The following is a 19468-nucleotide window of genomic DNA, read 5'->3' as shown; positions in this document are numbered from 1 at the left end:
ATGATAATTACCAATGAGCAGGTTTTAGCCGCTTTACGACATGTAGAAGACCCCGACCTGAAAAAGGACCTGGTTACGCTGCACATGATCAAAGATCTCCAAATCGAAGATCAGACCATAGGCTTTACGTTAGAGCTAACCACCCCGGCCTGTCCGATGAAAGACATGCTGAAAAACGCCTGCATCAATGCCATTAAACATTTTGTTACGCCTGATGCCGAAATCAACATCAATATTACGGCCAAAGTAACCAAACCTTTAGATACCACGCAATTGAACGCCATTAAAAATATCATTCTTGTTTCTTCGGGCAAAGGCGGTGTCGGCAAATCGACCGTAGCCAGCAATTTGGCGGTTACCTTGGCCAAAGACGGCGCCAAGGTTGGACTGATTGATGCCGATATTTACGGACCTTCGGTGCCGATTATGTTCGGACTGGTTGGAGCCAAGCCCAGTGCCCGGGAAACCGAAAACGGCAAGACCTTGATTTTGCCGATCGAAAAATATGGTATCAAATTGCTTTCTTTGGGCTTCTTTGCCGATCCAGATCAGCCAGTGCCATGGCGTGGCCCAATGGCTTCGAATGCCATTAAGCAACTGTTTAACGATGCCGATTGGGGCGAGCTGGACTACCTGATTGTTGATTTGCCACCGGGAACCGGCGATATCCACATTACCATCAGCCAAAGCTTCCCGATAGCGGGTGCGGTTATTGTAACCACGCCACAGCAGGTGGCCCTGGCCGATACTAGAAAAGGATTGGCCATGTTCAAGATGCCTGGCATCAATATTCCGGTGTTGGGCGTTATCGAGAACATGTCGTACTTTACACCGGCAGAACTGCCCGAAAATAAATACTACATTTTTGGAAAAGATGGCGGCAAAACATTGGCCGAGCAGTATGAAGTGCCGTTCTTGGGCGAGATCCCCTTGGTGCAAAGCGTAGCGGCGGCAGGCGATAACGGCGAACCGATTGCCATGGAGCTGGAAAGCCCAGTGGCATTGGCCTTTACCGAAATTGCAGGCAAAATGGCGCAGCAAATTTCTATACACAACGTACAGGCCACGAATTGCTAAAAAATTACTATTTTTATACTTTAAAAAATATAAGATGAGTTTAACGGAACAAGTAGAGGAAGCATTAGAAACCATTAGGCCTTATTTAATTGCCGATGGCGGAAATGTTGCCTTAGAAGAGATTACGCCGGAACATGTCGTAAAATTGAGGTTGTTGGGCAATTGCAGCTCCTGCAAAATGAGTTTTATGACCATGAAAGCCGGTATTGAGCAAGCGATTATGAAAGCCGTGCCAGAAATTAAAAGTGTTGTGGCTATTGATTTGGCTGAACAGGAATAGTTTTTTAACACATTTTAACTAGCCAATAAGCCTTTTACACGTATTTTTGTAAAATGAAGTACTGTCTAACCATCATATTATTGCTGTTTTCGGTTGCCGTTTTTGCGCAAGACGGAGGCAAAAGCAATAAATTGGTGCAGTTTTCGGGCATTATTACCGAGGCTGACAGCAATTCTGTTGTGCCTTATGTTACCATTACCAACCTGAGCAACAAAGAGCAGAAATATGCCGCCAATTACCAGGGCTATTTCTCTTTTATTGTTCATCCAGGCGATACTTTGTTGTTTTCGGCCGTAGGCTTTACCAGCAAAACCTTTGTGTTGCCTACCGAAATAGCCGATCATAAATACACAGCGATGATCAAGATGAAATCGGAAATCGTGTATTTAAAGACCGTACGTGTAAACCCTTGGGCTACGGTAGAGGAATTTACCAAAGACTTCCTTTCCATGAAAGTAGCCGATGATGATATGGCTATTGCCAAGAAAAACCTGTCGCGAACCAGCATTAGGGGCATGACCCTTACTTTGCCTAGAGATGCGCAGGAAATCAGCAACAGTAATTACCGCTACAACTTCGACCGCATGGTGAATGCCAACATGCGCCAAACCAATCCACTGCTTAATCCTTTTGCCTGGGGAAGGCTTATGCAGGAAATCTTTGCCGGCGACAAGGCGCGTAGCGAAGATAAATAAACCCACTAATATCTTATTTTTGAGGATTAGCTGATTTGTCATTGGCTGATTTGTGCCACAATCCTTTGGATAGCCCTTCAACAAAAGCGGAGAACGGATTACTCGGAGTAAACTGCCAACCGAAAACTTGCCAAAAAGTAACCCTCCTGCCGTAGGCCGGCCTCATTCCTGGCGCAATAACAGCTTAACTATGGACTATTGACTATCGACTATCGACCGAAGGACTATGAACTAAGCCCTATCTTTTCTTGCTTTGCTTAGGAAAACGCATTTTGTAGTCGGTGCGGATGTTTCCTTTCGAAATGTTTTCTAACTTGCTTTTCAACAACTGTTTGCGCAACAGGCTCAGCTTGTCGGTAAACAGCTTGCCTTCAATATGGTCGTATTCGTGCTGGATAACACGGGCTGGAAAACCGCCAACTTCTTCTTCGTGCAATTGCCAGTTTTCGTCGTAGTAACGGATGAGGATGTTGGGCTTGCGCATCACGTCTTCCCTAATTTCGGGAATGCTTAAACAACCTTCGTTAAAAGCCCAAGGCTCGCCGGTTTCTTCTAAAATTTCGGCATTGATGAATACCTTTTTGAAAGGCTCTTCGTCTTCGTCGGCACGGGTGTCGACAACAAACAGCCTGATGGCCAAGCCTACTTGCGGAGCGGCCAGGCCTACGCCATTGGCATTGTACATGGTGTCGAACATATTGCTGATCAGCGCTTGCAAATCAGGGTAAGTTTCGTCAATTGGCGTACAAACTTTCTTTAAAACTGGGTCTCCGTAGGCTACGATAGGTAATTTCATGATGCAAAAATACGAAAAAGATTCAATATGGTAATTTGGCGATCAGACTATAGCGCCTTGCATTGCTTAACCATTAAGGCATTGAGCGCCATTAAGCGCATTTGTTGATAAGAGGGTAAGACGTATAGCTTTAATCTATTGGAAAGAAAACGAGGGAGCTCAGGTTTTTTTCGTCCAGCATTTCGTTGGCAATGTTCTCCATATCCGTAGTGGTTACGGCATTGATCTTTTGGAAAACCGTAGTCAGGCTGTCAATGCGGCCATAGTCGATCAGGCTTTTGGCCATCGAAATAATCAATCCGATCCGGTTTTCTTCGCCCAGCGCAATTTGGCCTATAAATTTGTTTTTGGCCTTGTGCAATTGGATTTCGGTCAAAGGATTGGTTCTTATCTTTTTAAACTCCTTAAAAATGAGGCTGCGGGCCTTGTCAACCTTTTCTTTGTCGGTGCCAAAATAAAGCGCAAAAATTCCGGTATCGCTCAAAGGGCTGTAATTGGTTTCGATGGTATAGGCGATGCCATGCTTTTCGCGCAGCTGCAGGTTGAGGATAGAGCTCATGCCGGTTCCCCCCAAAATATTGTTGAGCAGCAACAAGCCAGTTTTGTAAGGATGATGCAGCGAATAGGCCTGTATGCCCATCATGCAGTGCGCCTGCATAATCTGCTTGTTGGCCACCAGGTTTTGTACCAGTGCCTGTTGCGGAGCCATCCGCTTGTTCTGGCCAGTGTTTGAGGGTACGCTTTCAAAATGCCTGGTGCCGATCTTAACCAATTTTTTGAGGTTGTAATTGCCCAAAACGGCTACTACAATCTGATCGGTACGGTAATTCTGGCGGATGAAATGGAGGATGTCTTTTTGGCTCAGCGCGCTTACGGTATCTGGTGTGCCCAGGATATTGCGCCCCAAGGCGTGTCCGGCAAAAAGCTGGTCTTCAAAATCGTCGTTAATGGCTTCTTCGGGCTGGTCGAGGTACGAAGTAATTTCGTCGAGCACTACGCCTTTTTCCTTCTCCATTTCATCTTCCGGAAAGGTAGAGTGAAAAACGATATCGTTAAAAAGCTCTAAAGTGCGATCGAGGTAAGGATGCAGAAAAGAAGCGTGGATGCAGGTATATTCTTTGGTGGTATAGGCGTTCAGGTCGGCGCCAACGCTCTCCAGGCGGGTTAAAATCTGGTTGGTGTTGCGTTTTTCGGTACGCTTAAAAATCAGGTGCTCAATAAAGTGGGCAAGGCCCATTTGCGGGTCGTCCTCATCCCTCGATCCCGTATTGACAATAATGCAGGCATGGGAAATCGGCGATGCCGAAGGAACGTGCAAAAGCCTGATGCCGTTGCTTAAAGTATGAACATTATATTCCATGGAAGGCGCAAAGCTACGGCAATTTAAATTATAAAATATCTGTGTCCTGTAAACTTAGGGTGTCGACCACCTTGCTCGCTGTTGGTCTGCTCATCACCAGAAAAATAAAGCTGAGGCCAGCAAAAATCATGAAGAAAGCATTGCCGGCCATGATAAAGGCCACGATATTGGCCAATGCGCCGGCTTCGAAAAAAGCACATTTGATCAAAAAGGCGGTTTGGTACTGAATCAGCTTCGTGCCCTTGTTTTCTGGCGAATTGATGTTGCTCAAATGCTTGTTGAATAAAATGGTTCCCAAGATAATGCCCAAAATGCTGATCAAGGGGAAAACCAAGTCTTCCAATGCTTTAGGGATTTCAAAATGGATTTCTTCCCGGGCAATAAAAAAGGAAATCAGGCCAAATGTAAATACAGCCACGCAAAAGGCAATATGGATCAGTTGGATTACTTTAAGTTGTTGTTTCATATCGATGTAAGTATAGTCAAAAAATCAGGAACTCGGTAAAACAACAAAAAGGGAATATTTTCAGATTTCCCGAAAATATTCCCTGCGGTAGCCAGGGCTAAGCCAGCTTATTTTAAAGTCAGCTCTATCACTGGGATTTCGAAATTTGGCTTTTTCTTTGGCAGCTTCAGTACGAGGTTGCTTGCGGTCGATTTATTCAGATCCGTTTGGAGTTCTGAGTTATCGTGCAAAAATTGGGCGTAGGTAACCTTGTCCCTATAGCCCTCCAACACCATATTGCCATCTTTCGGATAATCGAATAAATGTACATACAGCTTCTTGACCGCTTTGTTATAGGTGAGTTTGGTCCCTTCAGCCGCTTTAAATTCGCTTGGCGCAAAAGTACAGTTGTAAATAGATTTGGAATTGGCATGCATCCAAAAGCCCAAGCTATCTAGCGCATTAGTGGCTCTATAATCAAATTCGCCACGGGCAGTAGGCCCCACGTTCAACAGCAGATTGCCTCCATTGGCTACCGAGGTAATGAGCAAGTCTAACAATTGGCGATGGGTTTTCCAAGTGTTTTCGTCGCGGTAATAACCCCATGAACCCGAAAAGGTTTGGCAGGTTTCCCATACTTTGCCCCGGTATTTTTCGAGTTCTTTGGTGCTTACCTGTTCAGGGGTTTCGAAATCTTGGCCATCCTCATATTCTTTCAGGTCAAGGCGGTTATCAACAATGATACCCGGCTGCAGTTTTCTGATTTGTTTAAGCAGTGCTACCGAGCCCCAATCGTCTTTGCCCTTGCCGTACTTTCCGGGATAGGAAAAATCAAGCCACAGCACATCTATCTTGCCGTAATTGCTCAGCAGTTCGGTAACCTGGTTGTACATGTATTTGCGGTATTTGGCCATGTCTTTCCCCTTGTTTAAGGTCGCATAGGCACTATCGCTTGGCTTGGCCAGTCGTTGAGGATGATTGCGGTCGATGGTAAAATCAGGATGATGCCAATCTATCAGCGAATAATAGAAGCCAATTTTAATGCCTTCGGCCCTAAAGGCATCTACAAATTCCCTCACCAAATCTCTTTTGGCCGGCGTATTGGTGGCTTTGTAATCGGTAAACTTGCTGTCGAACAAGGTAAAGCCTTCGTGGTGCTTGGCGGTGAGTACGGCATACTTCATACCTGCTTTTTTGGCTTCTTTGGCCCAAACCTGAGGCTGGAAAAGATCGGGATTGAATTGCTGAAAGTATTTTTCGTAGTCTTGGTTCGTTAGGCGCTCGGCATTTTTTACCCACTCATGTCGGGCGGGCAGGGCATACAATCCCCAGTGGATAAACATGCCGAAACGGGCATCGGTCCACCATTCCATTCGTTTTACTTTGGCTTCAGGGGTTTCGGTTCCTAGTTTTTGTTGCGAAAAGGCAGCATTGCAAAAAGCTATCGCAAAAAACAGGCATAAAAGTATTTTTCTTTTCATGGTTTCGATGATTTGGTTAGATGTACACAAGATAAACAGAAGCCCGCATTTAAAATTAAGCGCAATTGGCAGATGATTACGCTTTTTAACCCTAACCAACAGTTGACCAAGGTATAAGCGCTTGTGGTTGGGCAAGGTTTTGAGCAACAGGATGTTGACAGTTTTTGCAACTTTCGCTGTCATTTTGACTTGTTTAGTGTTTTGGAACAGGGCTTGATGGGGCTATTGCAATAATCAAAAAATTAGAAATTAAAATATGACAACAGAAAAAGGAAATATTTCCATACACACGGAGAACATTTTCCCGATCATCAAGAAATTCCTGTATTCGGATAATGAGATCTTTTTAAGGGAATTAGTTTCTAACGCAGTTGATGCGGTACAAAAGATAAAACGATTGGCAGCCTTGGGCCAGTACAACGGCGAGCTGGGCGAACCTCTAGTAGAAGTAAAACTAGACGAAAAGGCCAAAACCATTACCATTAGCGACAATGGCTTGGGCATGACTGCCGAAGAAATCAAAAAATATATCAACCAGGTTGCCTTTTCGGGTGCCAGCGAATTTGTAGAGAAGTTTAAGGATGCCAAAGACGCCAATGAAATTATCGGCAAGTTTGGTCTGGGCTTCTACTCGGCTTTTATGGTGGCCGATTTGGTTGAAATTCAAACCCTATCTTACCAAGAAGGTGCAACCGCGGCCAAATGGACTTGCGATGGCAGCACCGAGTTCGAAATTGCCGATGGCAGCCGTACCAGCAGAGGTACCGATATTATTTTGCACATCAACAGCGAATCGGAAGAGTTTTTAAGCGAGCACAAGTTGCAGGAGATTTTGGATAAATATGCCAAATTCTTGCCAGTGCCTATTAAATTCGGCACCAAAACCACGCAGGAAGAAGACGGACAGGATGAAGAAGGCAAGACCAAATACAAATCGGTTGAGGTAGACAACATCGTCAATACCACCAACCCAATTTGGACCAAAGCACCTGCAGATTTGTCAGACGAGGATTACCTCGATTTCTACAAACAGCTTTATCCTTTCTCGGAAGAGCCATTGTTCTGGATCCACCTCAACGTAGATTATCCGTTTAACTTAACTGGGGTGCTTTATTTCCCTAAGGTAAAAGACGACTTCGATATGCAGCGCAACAAAATCAAGCTGTTTAGTCGCCAGGTGTTTATTACCGACGAAGTAAAAGACATCGTACCAGAATTCCTGATGTTGTTGCATGGCGTAATCGATTCGCCGGATATTCCGCTGAACGTTTCGAGAAGCTTCCTGCAAGCCGACAGCAACGTGAAGAAAATCAATAGCTACATCACCAAAAAAGTAGCCGATAAACTGGCCGAGCTGTTTAACAAAGACCGTAAGGCTTACGAAGAAAAATGGAGCAACATCGGCCTTTTTGTGAAGTACGGCATGATCAGCGAAGAAAAATTCTATGAGAAAGCCAAAGATTTCGCCTTGCTCACCAATACGCAAAACGAAAATTTTACCTTGGAAGAGTACAAGGAAAAAATCAAGGCCGAGCAAACCGATAAAAACGGCTCATTGGTTTACCTGTATACCACCGATCCTGATAAACAAGACGGTTTTATCCAGGCCGCCAATAAAAAAGGCTATGACGTGTTGCTGATGAATTCGGCCATTGACGGCCATTTTGTAAGCAGCTTGGAGCAAAAACTGGAGAAAACTTTGCTTAAGCGTGTTGATGCCAGCGTAACCAACCAGTTGATTGAAAAAGACGAGCTGCACGAATCGGTATTGAGCGAGGAGCAGTCGGCCCAAGTGAAATCTATTTTCGAAAAAGCCATTGTAAAACCAGGCTTCAGCGTAGAAGTGGTGGGCTTAAGTCCAGACGATTCGCCAGTAACCATTACCATGGACGAATTTATGCGTCGCATGAAAGACATGGCCAAAATGGGTGGCGGCATGAGTTTTTATGGCAATATGCCCGATAGCTACAAGGTAGCCATTAATGGTAACCACAAATTGGTAGGCAAGATTTTGGCCTCGACCAACGAAGAAGAACAAAGCAAATATGCTAAACAAGCGGTAGACTTGGCCCTGCTTTCGCAAGGCATGCTTACCGGAGCAGAATTGACAGATTTTGTAAACCGTAGCGTAGAGCTGATTTAATAACTGAATAAGAAAGGGTGTTTTGATTAAAACACCCTTTCGCTTTTAATGCCTTTTTATGAGAAGAAGACTTCAACTCGCTCCCATAGCCATATTTTTATTTGTTTTCGCTGGATTAAACGCCTACGTAACGGAAGGATTGAGGCTGGTAGTTCCGTATTACGTGTTGGCCATTTTCTGGTCGGTGGTCATCGTAGTAACTGCTGGCTTGGCGGGTTCTATTTTTTATAGCAGGGGGCGCGAACTGGGGACGGCCTTCAAAATTTCGGCACATGCCTTTTTGGTGCTTTTGGTAAGCGAGTTGTTGTTTGCCTTGGTATTGTTGCTGGGCGATGTTTACCGGCTATTGGCTGGTATAGTTCACCTCATTGGCAACCATCAGTTTTTGGCGCCGCCTAGAAATCCTTATTGGGTAGACCTTGGCCTGGTGTTTTTTGGCTTAAGCGTTTTGGTGTTTGTTTACGGAATGTTGCGAGGCAAATACGCCTATCGAGTAATCAATCATACTTTGTATTTCGACGATTTGCCCAAGGCTTTCGATGGCTTTACCATTACGCAGATTTCGGATGTACATGCGGGTAGCTTTAAAAACCCGGTGGCCGTGCAACGGGGGATCGACCTGATCAAGCAACAGGATTCGGACTTGTTTGTGTTTACCGGCGATCTGGTTAACAACAAAGCCGAGGAAATCAAACCGTGGATAGGCCATTTTTCGCAAATCAAGGCGCGCTACGGACAATTCTCGGTATTGGGCAACCACGATTACGGTGATTATGTAAAATGGCCAAGCGAAGAAGTAAAAACGGCTAATTTGGACCAATTGAAAAAATACCATGCCGAACTGGGCCTCCGCTTGCTGCTTGATGAGCATGTAACCCTGCAAAAAGAAGGCGAACATATCATTTTGGCGGGCATAGAAAACTGGGGACTTGGCTTTGGCGAGCGTGGCGACTTGCAAAAGGCACTGGCGCAAACCACCGCAACCGAATTTAAGGTGCTGCTTTCTCACGATCCTTCGCATTGGGAACAGCAGGTCAAAAACAATCCCTCCAAAATACATTTAACCTTGGCCGGCCATACGCACGGCATGCAGTTTGGCATCGAGGCTTTTGGCATCAAATGGAGTCCGGTTAAATTCCGCTACAACCATTGGGCGGGTATCAAAGAAGAAAACGGAAGATACCTGAACGTAAACAGAGGCTTTGGTTTTATCGGTTTTTCGGGGCGCGTGGGCATTTGGCCAGAGGTAACGGTGATTACCCTTAAAAAAGCCTAGCCAAAAAAATTTCATAAAAAATAAAGGACTTGTAGCGTTTAGGCTATTTGCGCCGTATAGGTTGGTAATGTGTTAATGGCCATTAACCTATTGTACAAGTACCTAAAAATTTAATTATGAAATTACTCAATTACAAAGTTATCATTGCTGCTATTGCGCTCTCTGTTGGTTTCGCTTCATGTTCAAAAATAAAGTCTACGCCCGTACAGCTTTCGGGCTTAAGCCTGATCAACGCCGTGCCTTCTGCCGAAAAACTGGATATTTTTATCGATAATGGCAAGGTAACCAATAACAATTTTGCCTTTCTTGATAAATGGGATTATGCCAATGCCTATTCGGGTAACCGAAAAGTTGACATTTCCAAACAAGGAAGCGGTCTTAACCTAAGAACCGAGGTCATTAGCCTAGAGCCCCAGCTTGGCTATTCGCTTTTTGTGATCGATAAACTCGACAATGTGAGGCTTTTGTTGCTGAAAGACGACCTGACTGCGCCTGCAAGCGGCAAAGCAAAAGTTCGTTTTGTGAATTTAAGCCCTGATTCTGATCCTTTAGACTTGGCCATCGTAGGCAAAGCCGATCCATTGGCTACCAATAAAGCTTTCAAGGAGTTCAGTACCTTCGAAGCAGTTGATGCGGCAGCTTCGGTAACCTTCAACATCAAAAACAAGGCTACTGGCGCTGTTCTGGCTACATTGACCAACATCAACGTAGAAAGCGGAAAAATCTATACCATTTATGCCAGGGGCTTAAAAGCATCAGTTGACGGCCCTACCGTATTCGGTGCTACTATTTTTACACACAAATAGTTCACCAAAAGGCTTCCCGGTAGTTCGGAAGCCTTTTTATTGGCCACAAGCTACAGGCTCTAACCGAAGAACCCGTGGCTTGTGGCCTTTAATTTTTGAGGACTAATGTTAAAATTGGTGAAAGCTATTTTTTTAGTTGAAACTAAGCATTAAGTTTGTTTTGATTATTGCCTTAAGCCTCAATGCACCTTTTCAGATTTGTCTTAATTTTATCGATTGCATTGAGTGGAGGCTTTTTCCAATTAAAGGCCCAAACCTTGCACAAGCTTGGAGGCAGTATCATCGATACGGCAGGCAAACCCATTAGCGAAGCCAACATCCAGTTGATTGCGGGTGCAGATACCCTCCGAACCACCAGCAACAAAGAGGGCCATTTTAGTTTTAAGGATATCAAGGCCACCAAAATAACCCTCAACATCAGTATCATCGGCTACGAGCGCTATGGCGCATCGCATGAGCTTAAAGAGAAAGCCACCACGCTAGAGCCTGTTATGCTCAAAAATGCAGGCGAGATGCTCAAAGAAGTCGTGATCAGGCCCAAGCCCCAACCCATCCGGATTAAGAAAGATACCATCGAATACGATGCCGCGGCCTTCAATGTAATGGAAGACGATCGCGTTACCGAACTGCTAAAGCAACTGCCGGGCATGGAGGTTGACGACGACGACAATGTAAAGACCATGGGCAAGGAAATGACCAAACTCAGGGTAAACGGTAAGGATTTCTTTACCAATAACGTCAAGGATTTTATCAGCAAGTTGCCGGCAAGCATCGTAGCCAAAATACAGGTAATAGACGATTATGGCGACCAAGCCAATTTTACCGGCATCAAGGTGGGCGAACCGGTAAAAATGCTCAATATTGTAACCAAACCCGGCATGGACAAAGGTGTTTTTGGCACCATTGGTACGATTGGAGGCACCAACAATCAGTATGGTGCAAAGCTCAACAGCAATATCTGGCGCGACGAAACGCAAATTGGTTTTAATGGTGGGTTTAACAAGGCCAACAACGGTGCGGGAAGTAGCAAAAATAGCAATGCCAATGGCAGTTATTTGGACAAAATAGGCAAGAATATCAACAGCAACCTGAATTACAATTTTGGCAATATGCAAAACGATAGCCAACGCGAATCGCTAATTGAAACAACGAATACCCTCGGTACGATTTTTAACCAGACGAGCAACACAGGCAATAACAAAACCAACAACAATAGCCTTGCCTGGGGCTTGCAGTCGTCTACCAAAAAAAGGTTTTTTATTGTGAATCTTGGCCTGGGGCAAAGCAACGGCGCCAATAGCAGCCAAAGTTTTGCCAAGCAAACCGGTATCGTAAAACAGGACCTGAACGACGAAAGCAAATCTTCAACCCGAACACCAAACGTAAATGTTGGCTTATCGTGGTCGCAACGCTTTCTCAAAACGAAAAACAACGTTTCCCTGAGCTTTAATGCAAGCCGTGGCATTGCCAATAACGACCAGCAAATCAATAGCCATACTACTTATTACGACCCTAGCAGTGGGGCCATGGTCAAGGATTCGATTTTAAATAGGTTGATCGATAGCCAGAACAAAAGTACCAATTTGGGCGGAGGCCTGAGCTTTAGCCAAACCTTGGGAAAAAAAGATACCATAGCCTCGCGAAACCTGAACATATCCTACAATTTTTCGGTAGGCAACGTCGAAAATTCGCTGCTTACCTATGTAACCGATGCGCAGGGCATCCCGCATTATGTCGATACGCTCAGCAATCGCTACCATTCTACCAATATCACGCAGAGCGCGGGCATCAGCTACAGCTACAACACCAAAAAACTGAGCTATAACCTGGGCATTAATGTGCAACCCAGCCTGATGAAAGGCAAATACGAAGACCGCGACGAGCGCATTAGCAACAGCGCGCTCAATTATTCGCCTACGCTTAACGTAAGCTACCGGATGTCGCCATCCAATTCGTTTACGGCCTATTATAACGGCAGCAGCCGGGCGCCTGGCTTTTATCAGTTGCAACCGGTAAAAAATACGCAGAACCTGCAAAACATTGTGATCGGAAATCCAGAGCTCAAGCCGTCTTTCAGCCATGCCATTAACCTAAATTATAATCTTGTGGGCTTAAAAACCGGCAAATCGTTACAGGTGGGTATTGGGGCTTCCGGCGTGCAGAACCAGATTGTAACCAACGTGATTTTGCGCCGCGATACGCTGAACAGCCTAAAACAGGAAACCCATTACGAAAACACGAACGGGGCTTACAACGTAAACGGAAACTACGCGCTTACCCTGCCCTTTGGCAACCGAAAATATAATGTTGCGATCCGAGGCAATGTTGGCTATTCGCAAAATGTGTCGTTTACCGATAATGTCAAACTCTTTAATCGTGGCGTTAATTTTAGCCAAGCCCTTAATTCTGGCTACAACAGCAAGAAGTTTTCAGTAAACGGAAGCGTAAACTACAGCCTGAGCACCAATAATTATTCGCTTCAGCAGCAAAATATTAGAAACATCGAGAACTGGTTTTTTAACCTCACTACCCGTGCCAATTTATTCAAGGGTTTTAACATTGGCCTAAACGGTTCTAAGCGGATCAATTCCGGCTATGCCTTGGGTAATAATAATCCATTGATTATCAATGCCAGCATCAGCCAGGCCTTTTTTAAAAAGAAATCGGCCACGCTCACCATACAGGGCTACGACTTGCTGAAGCAGGGCAACAACCTGTCGCGCTATGTTTCCGGCAACTCGATTGTCGACAGCAGGTCTAACCAGCTTACCCGCTATTTTACGTTTAACCTGAGCCTCAATTTGCAGCAGTTTGGTTCAAAATAAGCCAATCGAATAATCGTTATATTTGCAAGGATGGAAAAGAAAGCTGTTGCGGTAAAAAAGTATGTAATCAATGGCCTGTTTATCGGCTTGCTGGCCTTGTTGCTTTTTGTGCCTTCGGCAAAGGCGCTTGTAATTAGGGGGCTGATGGAAATCGGGCTGTACAATCCGGAAGTAGCCTCCAAACCAGTTGCTGCAAAGCCCGATTTGTCAGGCATTCGGTTTAAAGATGCAAAAGGAAAGACGCTGAGCCTGGCCGATTTGGAAGGCAAGGTCATCTTCCTTAATTTCTGGGCCACCTGGTGCCCGCCATGCCTAGCCGAAATGCCTTCGGTAAACAAACTTTACGAACAATATAAAAACGATAGCGAAGTGGTTTTTTTGCTGGTAGATGCCGATAGCGACTTTGCCAAATCGCAGGCCTATATGGATCGCAAAAAGTATGCTTTGCCGGTATACAACTTTGCCAGTAACTTGCCCGAAACCCTGTTTAAGGGAACATTGCCCACTACCGTGGTATTCGACAAAAAAGGACGTTTGAGCTATAGAGGAGAAGGCGCAGCCAATTATGCCAGTAAAAAGTTCGTCGACTTTATCGAACAGCTCAAAGCCCTAAAAAATTAAGATGATGCAACCATTTGATATAGAAATAGGAAACGACGGTTATGCAGTTTTTCCGGAGGGAAACAATACCTACACCATTTTTAAAAACGGGAAAATGTATGTACAGATCCAGAAAGACACCGAATCAATCTGGCTAAAACTCGACGAGCAAACCGAAACACCTTTGTTTGAAGAAAACGCAGAAATCAACGAAATAGGCAAACGCATAGAAGCCTACAAAGAATTGCCTGAAGAAGAGGAAGACGAGGACTACGAAGATTAGGCTTTATTCGTTATTTCGGATAATCAGGTAATAGATCACATAAAGCCAGCCGAAAATGCCTGCTAAGGCCGAAGTCAGCACCGAATTGGTCCTTGTCCAACAAATGGCAACAGCTAAGGCACTGCCGATGCCAATTCCATTGCCTATCGCGGTATTGGTGACGTTGCCATCGGCGGCAAAGAGCGGAGTAATTGAAGCGAAGAAAACAACAAGCAATAATAAAGCAGGTTTTTTTAACATGGCGAAGAATTTGGTTTTGCGTAAATATAGCCTACTGGGTTGAACAATAAAAAGCAAGCCGAAATTGCCTGCATTTTGCTCAATGCCATTTTCCGGTACGCAGGTAATAGAGCAATAAGGCCAACAGCGCAAGGCAAAACGACAGCGCCAAAAGATATAAGCCGAGTATCATTAGTTTTTTCTTTGTCATGGTGTCTTTGCACAAGTTCAAGAGCTTTTGTAATCAGACTTCAAAAGTCGGCATATAGGTCGGTTATTTAGTTTTTCAAAAAGCCTTTTGAGGCTAAGAAACCTTTGAGATTTTGCAGTTTTATATTCCTGTCGACAATTTTTCCGTTTTCGTCAAGCAATATATTCTGTGGGATATAAGCAATTAAAAGTTGTTTTTTGACCGACGATTCCTTTTGCAGATAGTTGGGCCATTCCAGTTTTTCTTCTGCTAAGGCTTGGTGCCAATTCCCGTCGTTTTCGTCGATACTGATGGAGATGAACTGCAGTTTATTGGTGTCTACGGTGTTGTAAATGGAACGAAGCGCTGGAAATTGGGCCCTACAGGGCTTGCACCAGCTTGCCCAAAAATCCAATAAATAATATTTTTTGGTGAGTAAGGTTTTAAATGGGGTTGATTTTTTGTTTTTGTCCAGCACATCAAGGTCAGGTAATATGCCCGCTTGAACCATTTTTTTAGAATTGCTGATAAAATCGAGTAGATAGTTTCCTTCGGGCGTGTTTTTTAAAGAAGGATCAAGCGCGTTATAGCATTTTTCTATCGTTGGATAGCGCAGCGTGTGCGTGAGATCTACTAATCGATAAAGCGTATAGTAAGCATTTTTATGCGTTATGGTGTTCTGATAGATTTTATCCCGATAGGCTTTCCATTTTTCAAATAGCGCAGCCGCGTTTGGTGGGATATCGGTGCCCTTGTCAAAAATAACCACTAGGCTATCAGGAAGCATAAAATTGGGTTTGGCCATAAAATCCTGATTGCTAAAAAGCTGGTTTTCGCCCCCCTCAACAGCCATTGTCCTTGCATTTTCGTAGCCTTTGATGTTGATTGGCCTTTCGTTGGCCAATGGTTTTGCGCTTAAAACAGCATCCGAATAAATAAAATCTCCAGTGAAAGCGATGATGTTTCCCTTGGCGTTATAGAGGGTTAGGTTTGCAACAAATGGGCGTTGGTGCTTTAATTGCCAATCGAATGATTGTTGGGTAATAATGGTCGAATCGAACCTGATTTTTTGCCAGCCGGAGTCTGTGAATCGAAGTTTCCACAAGATTGCCTTTAACGGAAAATAATCGGCGTTGGGAATATGCAAAACAATTTTAGGTGTACTCGGCCGACAGGCCAACAATAAAGTACAAAGCAGTAGGTTAAGCAAAAACTTCATGTCATATACATTTAAAATCTGCCTATCACTCGGATAGGCAGCTGGTTGATTTTGAGGCCTTAGATGATCCCTCGGCACATGGTATGGCCCGTATTGGTTCGATAGGTTGTTCCGTTTACGATAACCGCACAGCCGCAATCAAGCGTGCCCGATCCGTTTGAGCACTGGCCCTGGTAGTTCTTCTTCAGTTCCTCAATGTAAAGCGTACAGGTTTCTGCCGTAAAGCAAACCACCTCTCCGCCCGGAAGTGTTCCTGCCAAAATGTTTTTCATTTCGCTTCTTGTCAAAGCCTTGCCTTGCTTGGTCTTCAAACCCTCATTTTTTGTGTTTTTCATGTTTGTCATATTTGGTAAGTGCAGCCTCCTTACACCGGGCTGCTTGGGTGCTTTCAAATAAGACAATAGGGCGTTGTAAGGGATGAACGGGTTTAGTTTTGGGAGGCCTTCTTAAAAATGGATTAAAGAAAGTTTACCGTAGTTGAAACAGTGTAGCCAATAAAGGCAAGGCCAAGCCTAAGGGGGTTGTTTTTCATAGCTAGATTTTAGGTTGAAAAAGTAAATTTTTGCTCTGCTGGGATGCGAGGACAGAAGTGTCCTAAAGGTTGGAAAGAATTTTCTAAAAAGCTATCCGTTTTATGGATAGATTATCCAATAAATTGCTAATTTTAGAAAAAATACAAGATATGGTTGGTCTTAAAATACGTATGATCAGAGAGATGAGGGGCTACTCTCAAGAGTACATGGCAGATAAATTAGGCATGGCCCAAAACTCTTATTCAAGGATTGAAACTAATCAAACAAAATTATCTACGGAGCTTTTGCAGAAAATAGCAACCATTCTGGGGGTTTCGCCTATGGATATTTTGAGCCAGCAACCAGCCATTATCAACCTGCAGTCGAATCAGGGAACGCAACAGGCCATTGGACATGTTGACACGATTGTGTCGGAAAATAAGGAGCTTTATGCCAAAATGCTGGAGCAGAAAGATGCAGAAATCCAGCGTTTACAAAGGATGGTAGAAGTCCTACTCGAAAAACTAGGCGGCTAACCCGCCCAGGTTTCTCTATCCAAGCCTCTGTAATGGATGGCCTCAGCGAGGTGTTGGGTGTTGATGTGTTCGCTTTCGTCTAAATCAGTGAAGATTTAAAAACATCACGCGCAAATGTTTTGATACGGCATCATTTCGCGACAAAAGCAATCGATATTTTTCGAATTATACTAATACGATGGCATAATCCCACGTGAGGGATTATGTTTTTCATGATCTCGGTTAAAGACTTCTAGGGAGCCCTAAAAGTTTTACTATGCCTTTTCTTGTCAATTGGCTTAGAGCTATTGATGGCATCCTTATCTTTAAAATAGAGACTAAATATGGTTATATTTTAATTTCCGATTGGCATGTGGTGATTATTTAAATACTAATTTAACGTAATTTAACGATATAAAGCAATTATTTTTTTGAAATACTAAATCCAAAGCCCTGTCCTGGGACTAGAAACTCTATATTACTATAAGAAATTTTCGTGCCAGTCTTTTCTGGATTATTAAAATTTTCAGATGGAAATGTTGGATAAACGTCAAAAATATATTCTTCAGGGAAGCGGTTAATTTCAATATTCATTTTCAGGGTGTGTAAATTGGTGAAATAATTATCAACTGCACCACCGTTTCCAATTTGATATTGTGCCTCAATAATCTGATAGAAACTCATCTCTTCTCCTTTTTTGATTTGGATAACATCTTTTAATAACAGCTTATCAGGTGATGAAGTGTCTTTTACTATATCATCAGCGATTGAGAATTTTTTTATAGGATCTTTTGATTTGGATTTTTTACATCCGGCTTCAAGAAATTTGTATTTAACAAGAGGGGTATCGGTTAGGTTTACTCCCATATCATATTCATAGTGGCTACTTTTGCCAGAGACATATTCTATATCAAAATCTGTTCTTTGATGTAGATATAAAGTGTTTTTCTCTGTTTTTTGATATTCAAAAGATAGAACAAGATTTTTTCTCAGTATCTCTGTATCGAAAAACTTATTCTCTATAATTGCTTCTACAAACTTGTGGGGCATTTTGTCCTTTAAGAGAGCGGCAAATATCCCTTCCTTCATGTTTTCAATGGTCGTATTTGCGTCTTCTTTAAAACTATTGATGAGATCTTGAAATTCGACTTTAAAGTGTTCAGATTGTTTTTGGAGTAAGCCATGACTATAATTGTGATTTTTCTTTTCAACTAAAACATGAAGAAGAAACATAACAAATATCGCTTCGCCAAGTATTGTTAAAAAGTGGCTAAGTACGGACAGGTAGTTCTCATGGGTTTGTTGATAAAGAAAATAGATAACTTGACCGACTAAAATAATTATTATTCCAATTGTGGTACAAGTTTTAGCATTTCTAAGTATCCAATAAGGTGATTTTTCTTCGTCTGTTTGAGGCATCGTTAATTTGGATAAAATTATAAGATTTGAGAGTAAAAATTGTTAATGGTTAAAGCGAAAGGAAACTGTTCCATTAATCTGAATTTGAAGAAAAAAGGTGAATAAATAAAAATTGTAAAAAAATAGAGCATCTTGCCTCATCCCGCCCAGGTTTCTCTATCCAAACTTCTGTAATGAATGGCCTCAGCGAGGTGTTGGGTGTTGATGTGTTCGCTTTCGTCTAAATCGGCGATGGTTCTGGCTACCTTCAAAATACGATCGTAGGCCCTTGCCGAAAGCCCCAGTTTTTCCATCGCCATTTTAATGAGGTTTTGCCCGGTTTCGTCTATAACACAAATTTGCCTTACCATATTCGAGCTCATTTGCGCATTGGCATGTAGATTTTCTTGATTTTTAAAGCGTTCGCCCTGTATGGTTCTTGCGCCGATTACACGCTTCCTGATTACTTCGCTTTTTTCAGTTTGTCTATTGGAGGCGAGTTGTTCAAAATTAACTGGCGTTACTTCTACATGCAAATCGATGCGGTCTAATAAAGGGCCTGAAATTTTGCTCAGGTATTTCTGCACTACACCCGGAGCACACAAGCATTCTTTGTCTGGATGATTGAAAAAACCACAAGGGCATACATGCGTTGCCTTGTTTGCGTTATGAAAGCCAAACCCGAAAACCGATGCCAATATCTTATCCTGAAATCCCTGTTTCTATAGGGGATCACATAAGAAAGAAAAGAATGGATCTAAAGCTGTTTCAAAAGGACGTGGCGAAGATTTGTGGGGTTACAGAAGATTGCATTACCAATTGGGAAAAAAACAGATGTACACCCCAAATTCAATTCTTCCCAATTATTATTAAGTTTTTGGGGTATTTGCCGTTCGAGGTTGACAACACGACTTTCCCCGGGAGATTAAAGGCATATCGGCTGACGAACGGGCTTAGCCAAAGGCAGCTGGGAAAAGTTCTTTGCGTGGAGGGGAGTGTGATATGTAGCTGGGAATCAGGAGCGCTTCAGCCATGCAACGAGAACTTGAAAAAAGTGAATGATATCTTAAACCAAGATGGACTATTAAATGAATTAAAGATCAAAAATGGCTTAATCGGAAATCGATAAAAAGCCATAGAAATGAGCACATCATTTTTGATTTATTAAATCGGGTTATAGTGTGCGGGTAATTATCGAATTTTGTTCAAGCTGCAGCTTTTTGAGGAACATTTTGTTTCTCAATGTAGCATCATTCATCAACTTCTTGAAGCTGATTAGTTCGATATACATTTTGTACCCGTTGTGTTAACCAAAATACCCTTCCTGGTCAGGGCTTTGGATAAGTTG

Annotated in this window: 19 protein-coding genes and 1 pseudogene; 11 read left to right on the top strand and 9 right to left on the bottom strand. The window is 43.3% G+C overall.

Going from position 1 to position 19468, the window contains the following annotated elements; translation table 11 throughout:
- From VRU48_RS19290 to VRU48_RS19280, 3 genes are read left to right on the top strand one after another with little or no spacing between them, the layout of a single operon-like run.
- Positions 1 to 1077, top strand: a complete 1077-nt coding sequence (locus VRU48_RS19290; RefSeq protein WP_330109567.1) for an Mrp/NBP35 family ATP-binding protein — start codon at positions 1 to 3, stop codon at positions 1075 to 1077.
- Positions 1078 to 1111: 34 nt separating this feature from the next.
- The gene (locus VRU48_RS19285) at positions 1112 to 1357 is read left to right on the top strand and encodes a NifU family protein (protein ID WP_330109566.1); all 246 of its coding nucleotides are present in this window, start codon (positions 1112 to 1114) and stop codon (positions 1355 to 1357) included.
- Positions 1358 to 1410: 53 nt separating this feature from the next.
- The gene (locus VRU48_RS19280; protein WP_330109565.1) at positions 1411 to 2052 is read left to right on the top strand and encodes a peptidase associated/transthyretin-like domain-containing protein; all 642 of its coding nucleotides are present in this window, start codon (positions 1411 to 1413) and stop codon (positions 2050 to 2052) included.
- A 238-nt stretch (positions 2053 to 2290) separates the two neighbouring features.
- Here VRU48_RS19280 and def read toward each other — a convergent pair whose 3' ends face one another.
- From def to VRU48_RS19260, 4 genes are all read right to left on the bottom strand, one after another.
- Positions 2291 to 2848, bottom strand: a complete 558-nt coding sequence (def, locus tag VRU48_RS19275) for a peptide deformylase (protein WP_330109564.1) — start codon at positions 2846 to 2848, stop codon at positions 2291 to 2293.
- Between the two features lie 130 nt (positions 2849 to 2978).
- Positions 2979 to 4208 carry a M16 family metallopeptidase gene (locus tag VRU48_RS19270; RefSeq protein WP_330109563.1) on the bottom strand — a complete coding sequence of 410 codons (1230 nt, stop codon included), beginning with the start codon at positions 4206 to 4208 and terminating at the stop codon, positions 2979 to 2981.
- Positions 4209 to 4236: 28 nt separating this feature from the next.
- On the bottom strand, positions 4237 to 4674 hold the full coding sequence (locus VRU48_RS19265) for a hypothetical protein (protein WP_330109562.1): 438 nt from the start codon (positions 4672 to 4674) through the stop codon (positions 4237 to 4239).
- A 107-nt stretch (positions 4675 to 4781) separates the two neighbouring features.
- Positions 4782 to 6134 carry an alpha-L-fucosidase gene (locus VRU48_RS19260; RefSeq protein ID WP_330109561.1) on the bottom strand — a complete coding sequence of 451 codons (1353 nt, stop codon included), beginning with the start codon at positions 6132 to 6134 and terminating at the stop codon, positions 4782 to 4784.
- A 256-nt stretch (positions 6135 to 6390) separates the two neighbouring features.
- Here VRU48_RS19260 and htpG point away from each other — a divergent pair, with 256 nt between their 5' ends.
- From htpG to VRU48_RS19230, 6 genes are all read left to right on the top strand, one after another.
- Positions 6391 to 8277 carry a molecular chaperone HtpG gene (htpG, locus tag VRU48_RS19255; RefSeq protein ID WP_330109560.1) on the top strand — a complete coding sequence of 629 codons (1887 nt, stop codon included), beginning with the start codon at positions 6391 to 6393 and terminating at the stop codon, positions 8275 to 8277.
- A gap of 58 nt (positions 8278 to 8335) precedes the next feature.
- A complete protein-coding gene (locus tag VRU48_RS19250; protein ID WP_330109559.1) occupies positions 8336 to 9553 on the top strand; it encodes a metallophosphoesterase in 1218 nt (405 codons plus the stop codon).
- 116 nt (positions 9554 to 9669) lie between these two features.
- A complete protein-coding gene (locus VRU48_RS19245; RefSeq protein WP_330109558.1) occupies positions 9670 to 10359 on the top strand; it encodes a DUF4397 domain-containing protein in 690 nt (229 codons plus the stop codon).
- Between the two features lie 182 nt (positions 10360 to 10541).
- Positions 10542 to 13184, top strand: coding sequence for an outer membrane beta-barrel protein (locus VRU48_RS19240; protein ID WP_330109557.1), 2643 nt, complete (start codon positions 10542 to 10544; stop codon positions 13182 to 13184).
- A gap of 30 nt (positions 13185 to 13214) precedes the next feature.
- Positions 13215 to 13805: a TlpA family protein disulfide reductase gene (locus VRU48_RS19235; RefSeq protein WP_330109556.1), complete on the top strand. Its 591-nt coding sequence runs from the start codon at positions 13215 to 13217 to the stop codon at positions 13803 to 13805.
- Between the two features lies 1 nt (position 13806).
- Positions 13807 to 14067, top strand: a complete 261-nt coding sequence (locus tag VRU48_RS19230) for a hypothetical protein (protein WP_330109555.1) — start codon at positions 13807 to 13809, stop codon at positions 14065 to 14067.
- Positions 14068 to 14070: 3 nt separating this feature from the next.
- On the opposite strand, the gene VRU48_RS19225 is transcribed toward VRU48_RS19230, so the two are convergent.
- The 3 genes from VRU48_RS19225 to VRU48_RS19215 all read right to left on the bottom strand — a co-directional run bounded on the left by VRU48_RS19225 (position 14071) and on the right by VRU48_RS19215 (position 16030).
- Positions 14071 to 14307 carry a hypothetical protein gene (locus VRU48_RS19225; RefSeq protein ID WP_330109554.1) on the bottom strand — a complete coding sequence of 79 codons (237 nt, stop codon included), beginning with the start codon at positions 14305 to 14307 and terminating at the stop codon, positions 14071 to 14073.
- Between the two features lie 257 nt (positions 14308 to 14564).
- The gene (locus VRU48_RS19220) at positions 14565 to 15695 is read right to left on the bottom strand and encodes a TlpA family protein disulfide reductase (RefSeq protein ID WP_330109553.1); all 1131 of its coding nucleotides are present in this window, start codon (positions 15693 to 15695) and stop codon (positions 14565 to 14567) included.
- A 59-nt stretch (positions 15696 to 15754) separates the two neighbouring features.
- On the bottom strand, positions 15755 to 16030 hold the full coding sequence (locus VRU48_RS19215; protein WP_330109552.1) for a hypothetical protein: 276 nt from the start codon (positions 16028 to 16030) through the stop codon (positions 15755 to 15757).
- A 299-nt stretch (positions 16031 to 16329) separates the two neighbouring features.
- On the opposite strand from VRU48_RS19215, the gene VRU48_RS19210 reads away from it, so the two are divergent.
- Entirely contained in the window at positions 16330 to 16743 is a 414-nt protein-coding gene (locus VRU48_RS19210; RefSeq protein WP_330109551.1) for a helix-turn-helix domain-containing protein, read from the top strand.
- A gap of 402 nt (positions 16744 to 17145) precedes the next feature.
- Here the strand turns inward: VRU48_RS19210 and VRU48_RS19205 are convergent, their stop codons facing one another.
- Together VRU48_RS19205 and VRU48_RS19200 are read right to left on the bottom strand one after the other, a co-directional pair.
- Positions 17146 to 18141, bottom strand: a complete 996-nt coding sequence (locus VRU48_RS19205; protein WP_330109550.1) for a hypothetical protein — start codon at positions 18139 to 18141, stop codon at positions 17146 to 17148.
- Positions 18142 to 18278: 137 nt separating this feature from the next.
- Positions 18279 to 18764: pseudogene (locus VRU48_RS19200) on the bottom strand (magnesium chelatase subunit ChlI family protein); the annotation flags it as partial.
- Between the two features lie 47 nt (positions 18765 to 18811).
- On the opposite strand from VRU48_RS19200, the gene VRU48_RS19195 reads away from it, so the two are divergent.
- A complete protein-coding gene (locus VRU48_RS19195; protein WP_330109549.1) occupies positions 18812 to 19249 on the top strand; it encodes a helix-turn-helix domain-containing protein in 438 nt (145 codons plus the stop codon).
- Positions 19250 to 19468: the final 219 nt, after the last annotated feature.

Source organism: Pedobacter albus, assembly GCF_036324255.1.
Taxonomy (GTDB): domain Bacteria; phylum Bacteroidota; class Bacteroidia; order Sphingobacteriales; family Sphingobacteriaceae; genus Pedobacter; species Pedobacter albus.
The sequence above is the reverse complement of the archived record's forward strand: the minus strand, read 5'-3'. Positions and strand labels throughout refer to the sequence as shown.

What these genes read in the sequence shown, in the direction of transcription:
- VRU48_RS19215 (WP_330109552.1), bottom strand. Translation starts at nt 16,030, where the DNA reads ATGAAAAACACAAAAAATGAGGGTTTGAAGACCAAGCAAGGCAAGGCT.
- VRU48_RS19280 (WP_330109565.1), top strand. Translation starts at nt 1,411, where the DNA reads ATGAAGTACTGTCTAACCATCATATTATTGCTGTTTTCGGTTGCCGTT.
- VRU48_RS19245 (WP_330109558.1), top strand. Translation starts at nt 9,670, where the DNA reads ATGAAATTACTCAATTACAAAGTTATCATTGCTGCTATTGCGCTCTCT.
- VRU48_RS19205 (WP_330109550.1), bottom strand. Translation starts at nt 18,141, where the DNA reads ATGCCTCAAACAGACGAAGAAAAATCACCTTATTGGATACTTAGAAAT.
- VRU48_RS19220 (WP_330109553.1), bottom strand. Translation starts at nt 15,695, where the DNA reads ATGAAGTTTTTGCTTAACCTACTGCTTTGTACTTTATTGTTGGCCTGT.
- VRU48_RS19230 (WP_330109555.1), top strand. Translation starts at nt 13,807, where the DNA reads ATGATGCAACCATTTGATATAGAAATAGGAAACGACGGTTATGCAGTT.
- VRU48_RS19290 (WP_330109567.1), top strand. Translation starts at nt 1, where the DNA reads ATGATAATTACCAATGAGCAGGTTTTAGCCGCTTTACGACATGTAGAA.
- VRU48_RS19250 (WP_330109559.1), top strand. Translation starts at nt 8,336, where the DNA reads ATGAGAAGAAGACTTCAACTCGCTCCCATAGCCATATTTTTATTTGTT.
- VRU48_RS19270 (WP_330109563.1), bottom strand. Translation starts at nt 4,208, where the DNA reads ATGGAATATAATGTTCATACTTTAAGCAACGGCATCAGGCTTTTGCAC.
- VRU48_RS19195 (WP_330109549.1), top strand. Translation starts at nt 18,812, where the DNA reads ATGCCAATATCTTATCCTGAAATCCCTGTTTCTATAGGGGATCACATA.
- VRU48_RS19285 (WP_330109566.1), top strand. Translation starts at nt 1,112, where the DNA reads ATGAGTTTAACGGAACAAGTAGAGGAAGCATTAGAAACCATTAGGCCT.
- def (WP_330109564.1), bottom strand. Translation starts at nt 2,848, where the DNA reads ATGAAATTACCTATCGTAGCCTACGGAGACCCAGTTTTAAAGAAAGTT.
- VRU48_RS19260 (WP_330109561.1), bottom strand. Translation starts at nt 6,134, where the DNA reads ATGAAAAGAAAAATACTTTTATGCCTGTTTTTTGCGATAGCTTTTTGC.
- VRU48_RS19235 (WP_330109556.1), top strand. Translation starts at nt 13,215, where the DNA reads ATGGAAAAGAAAGCTGTTGCGGTAAAAAAGTATGTAATCAATGGCCTG.
- VRU48_RS19240 (WP_330109557.1), top strand. Translation starts at nt 10,542, where the DNA reads ATGCACCTTTTCAGATTTGTCTTAATTTTATCGATTGCATTGAGTGGA.
- VRU48_RS19265 (WP_330109562.1), bottom strand. Translation starts at nt 4,674, where the DNA reads ATGAAACAACAACTTAAAGTAATCCAACTGATCCATATTGCCTTTTGC.
- htpG (WP_330109560.1), top strand. Translation starts at nt 6,391, where the DNA reads ATGACAACAGAAAAAGGAAATATTTCCATACACACGGAGAACATTTTC.
- VRU48_RS19225 (WP_330109554.1), bottom strand. Translation starts at nt 14,307, where the DNA reads ATGTTAAAAAAACCTGCTTTATTATTGCTTGTTGTTTTCTTCGCTTCA.
- VRU48_RS19210 (WP_330109551.1), top strand. Translation starts at nt 16,330, where the DNA reads ATGGATAGATTATCCAATAAATTGCTAATTTTAGAAAAAATACAAGAT.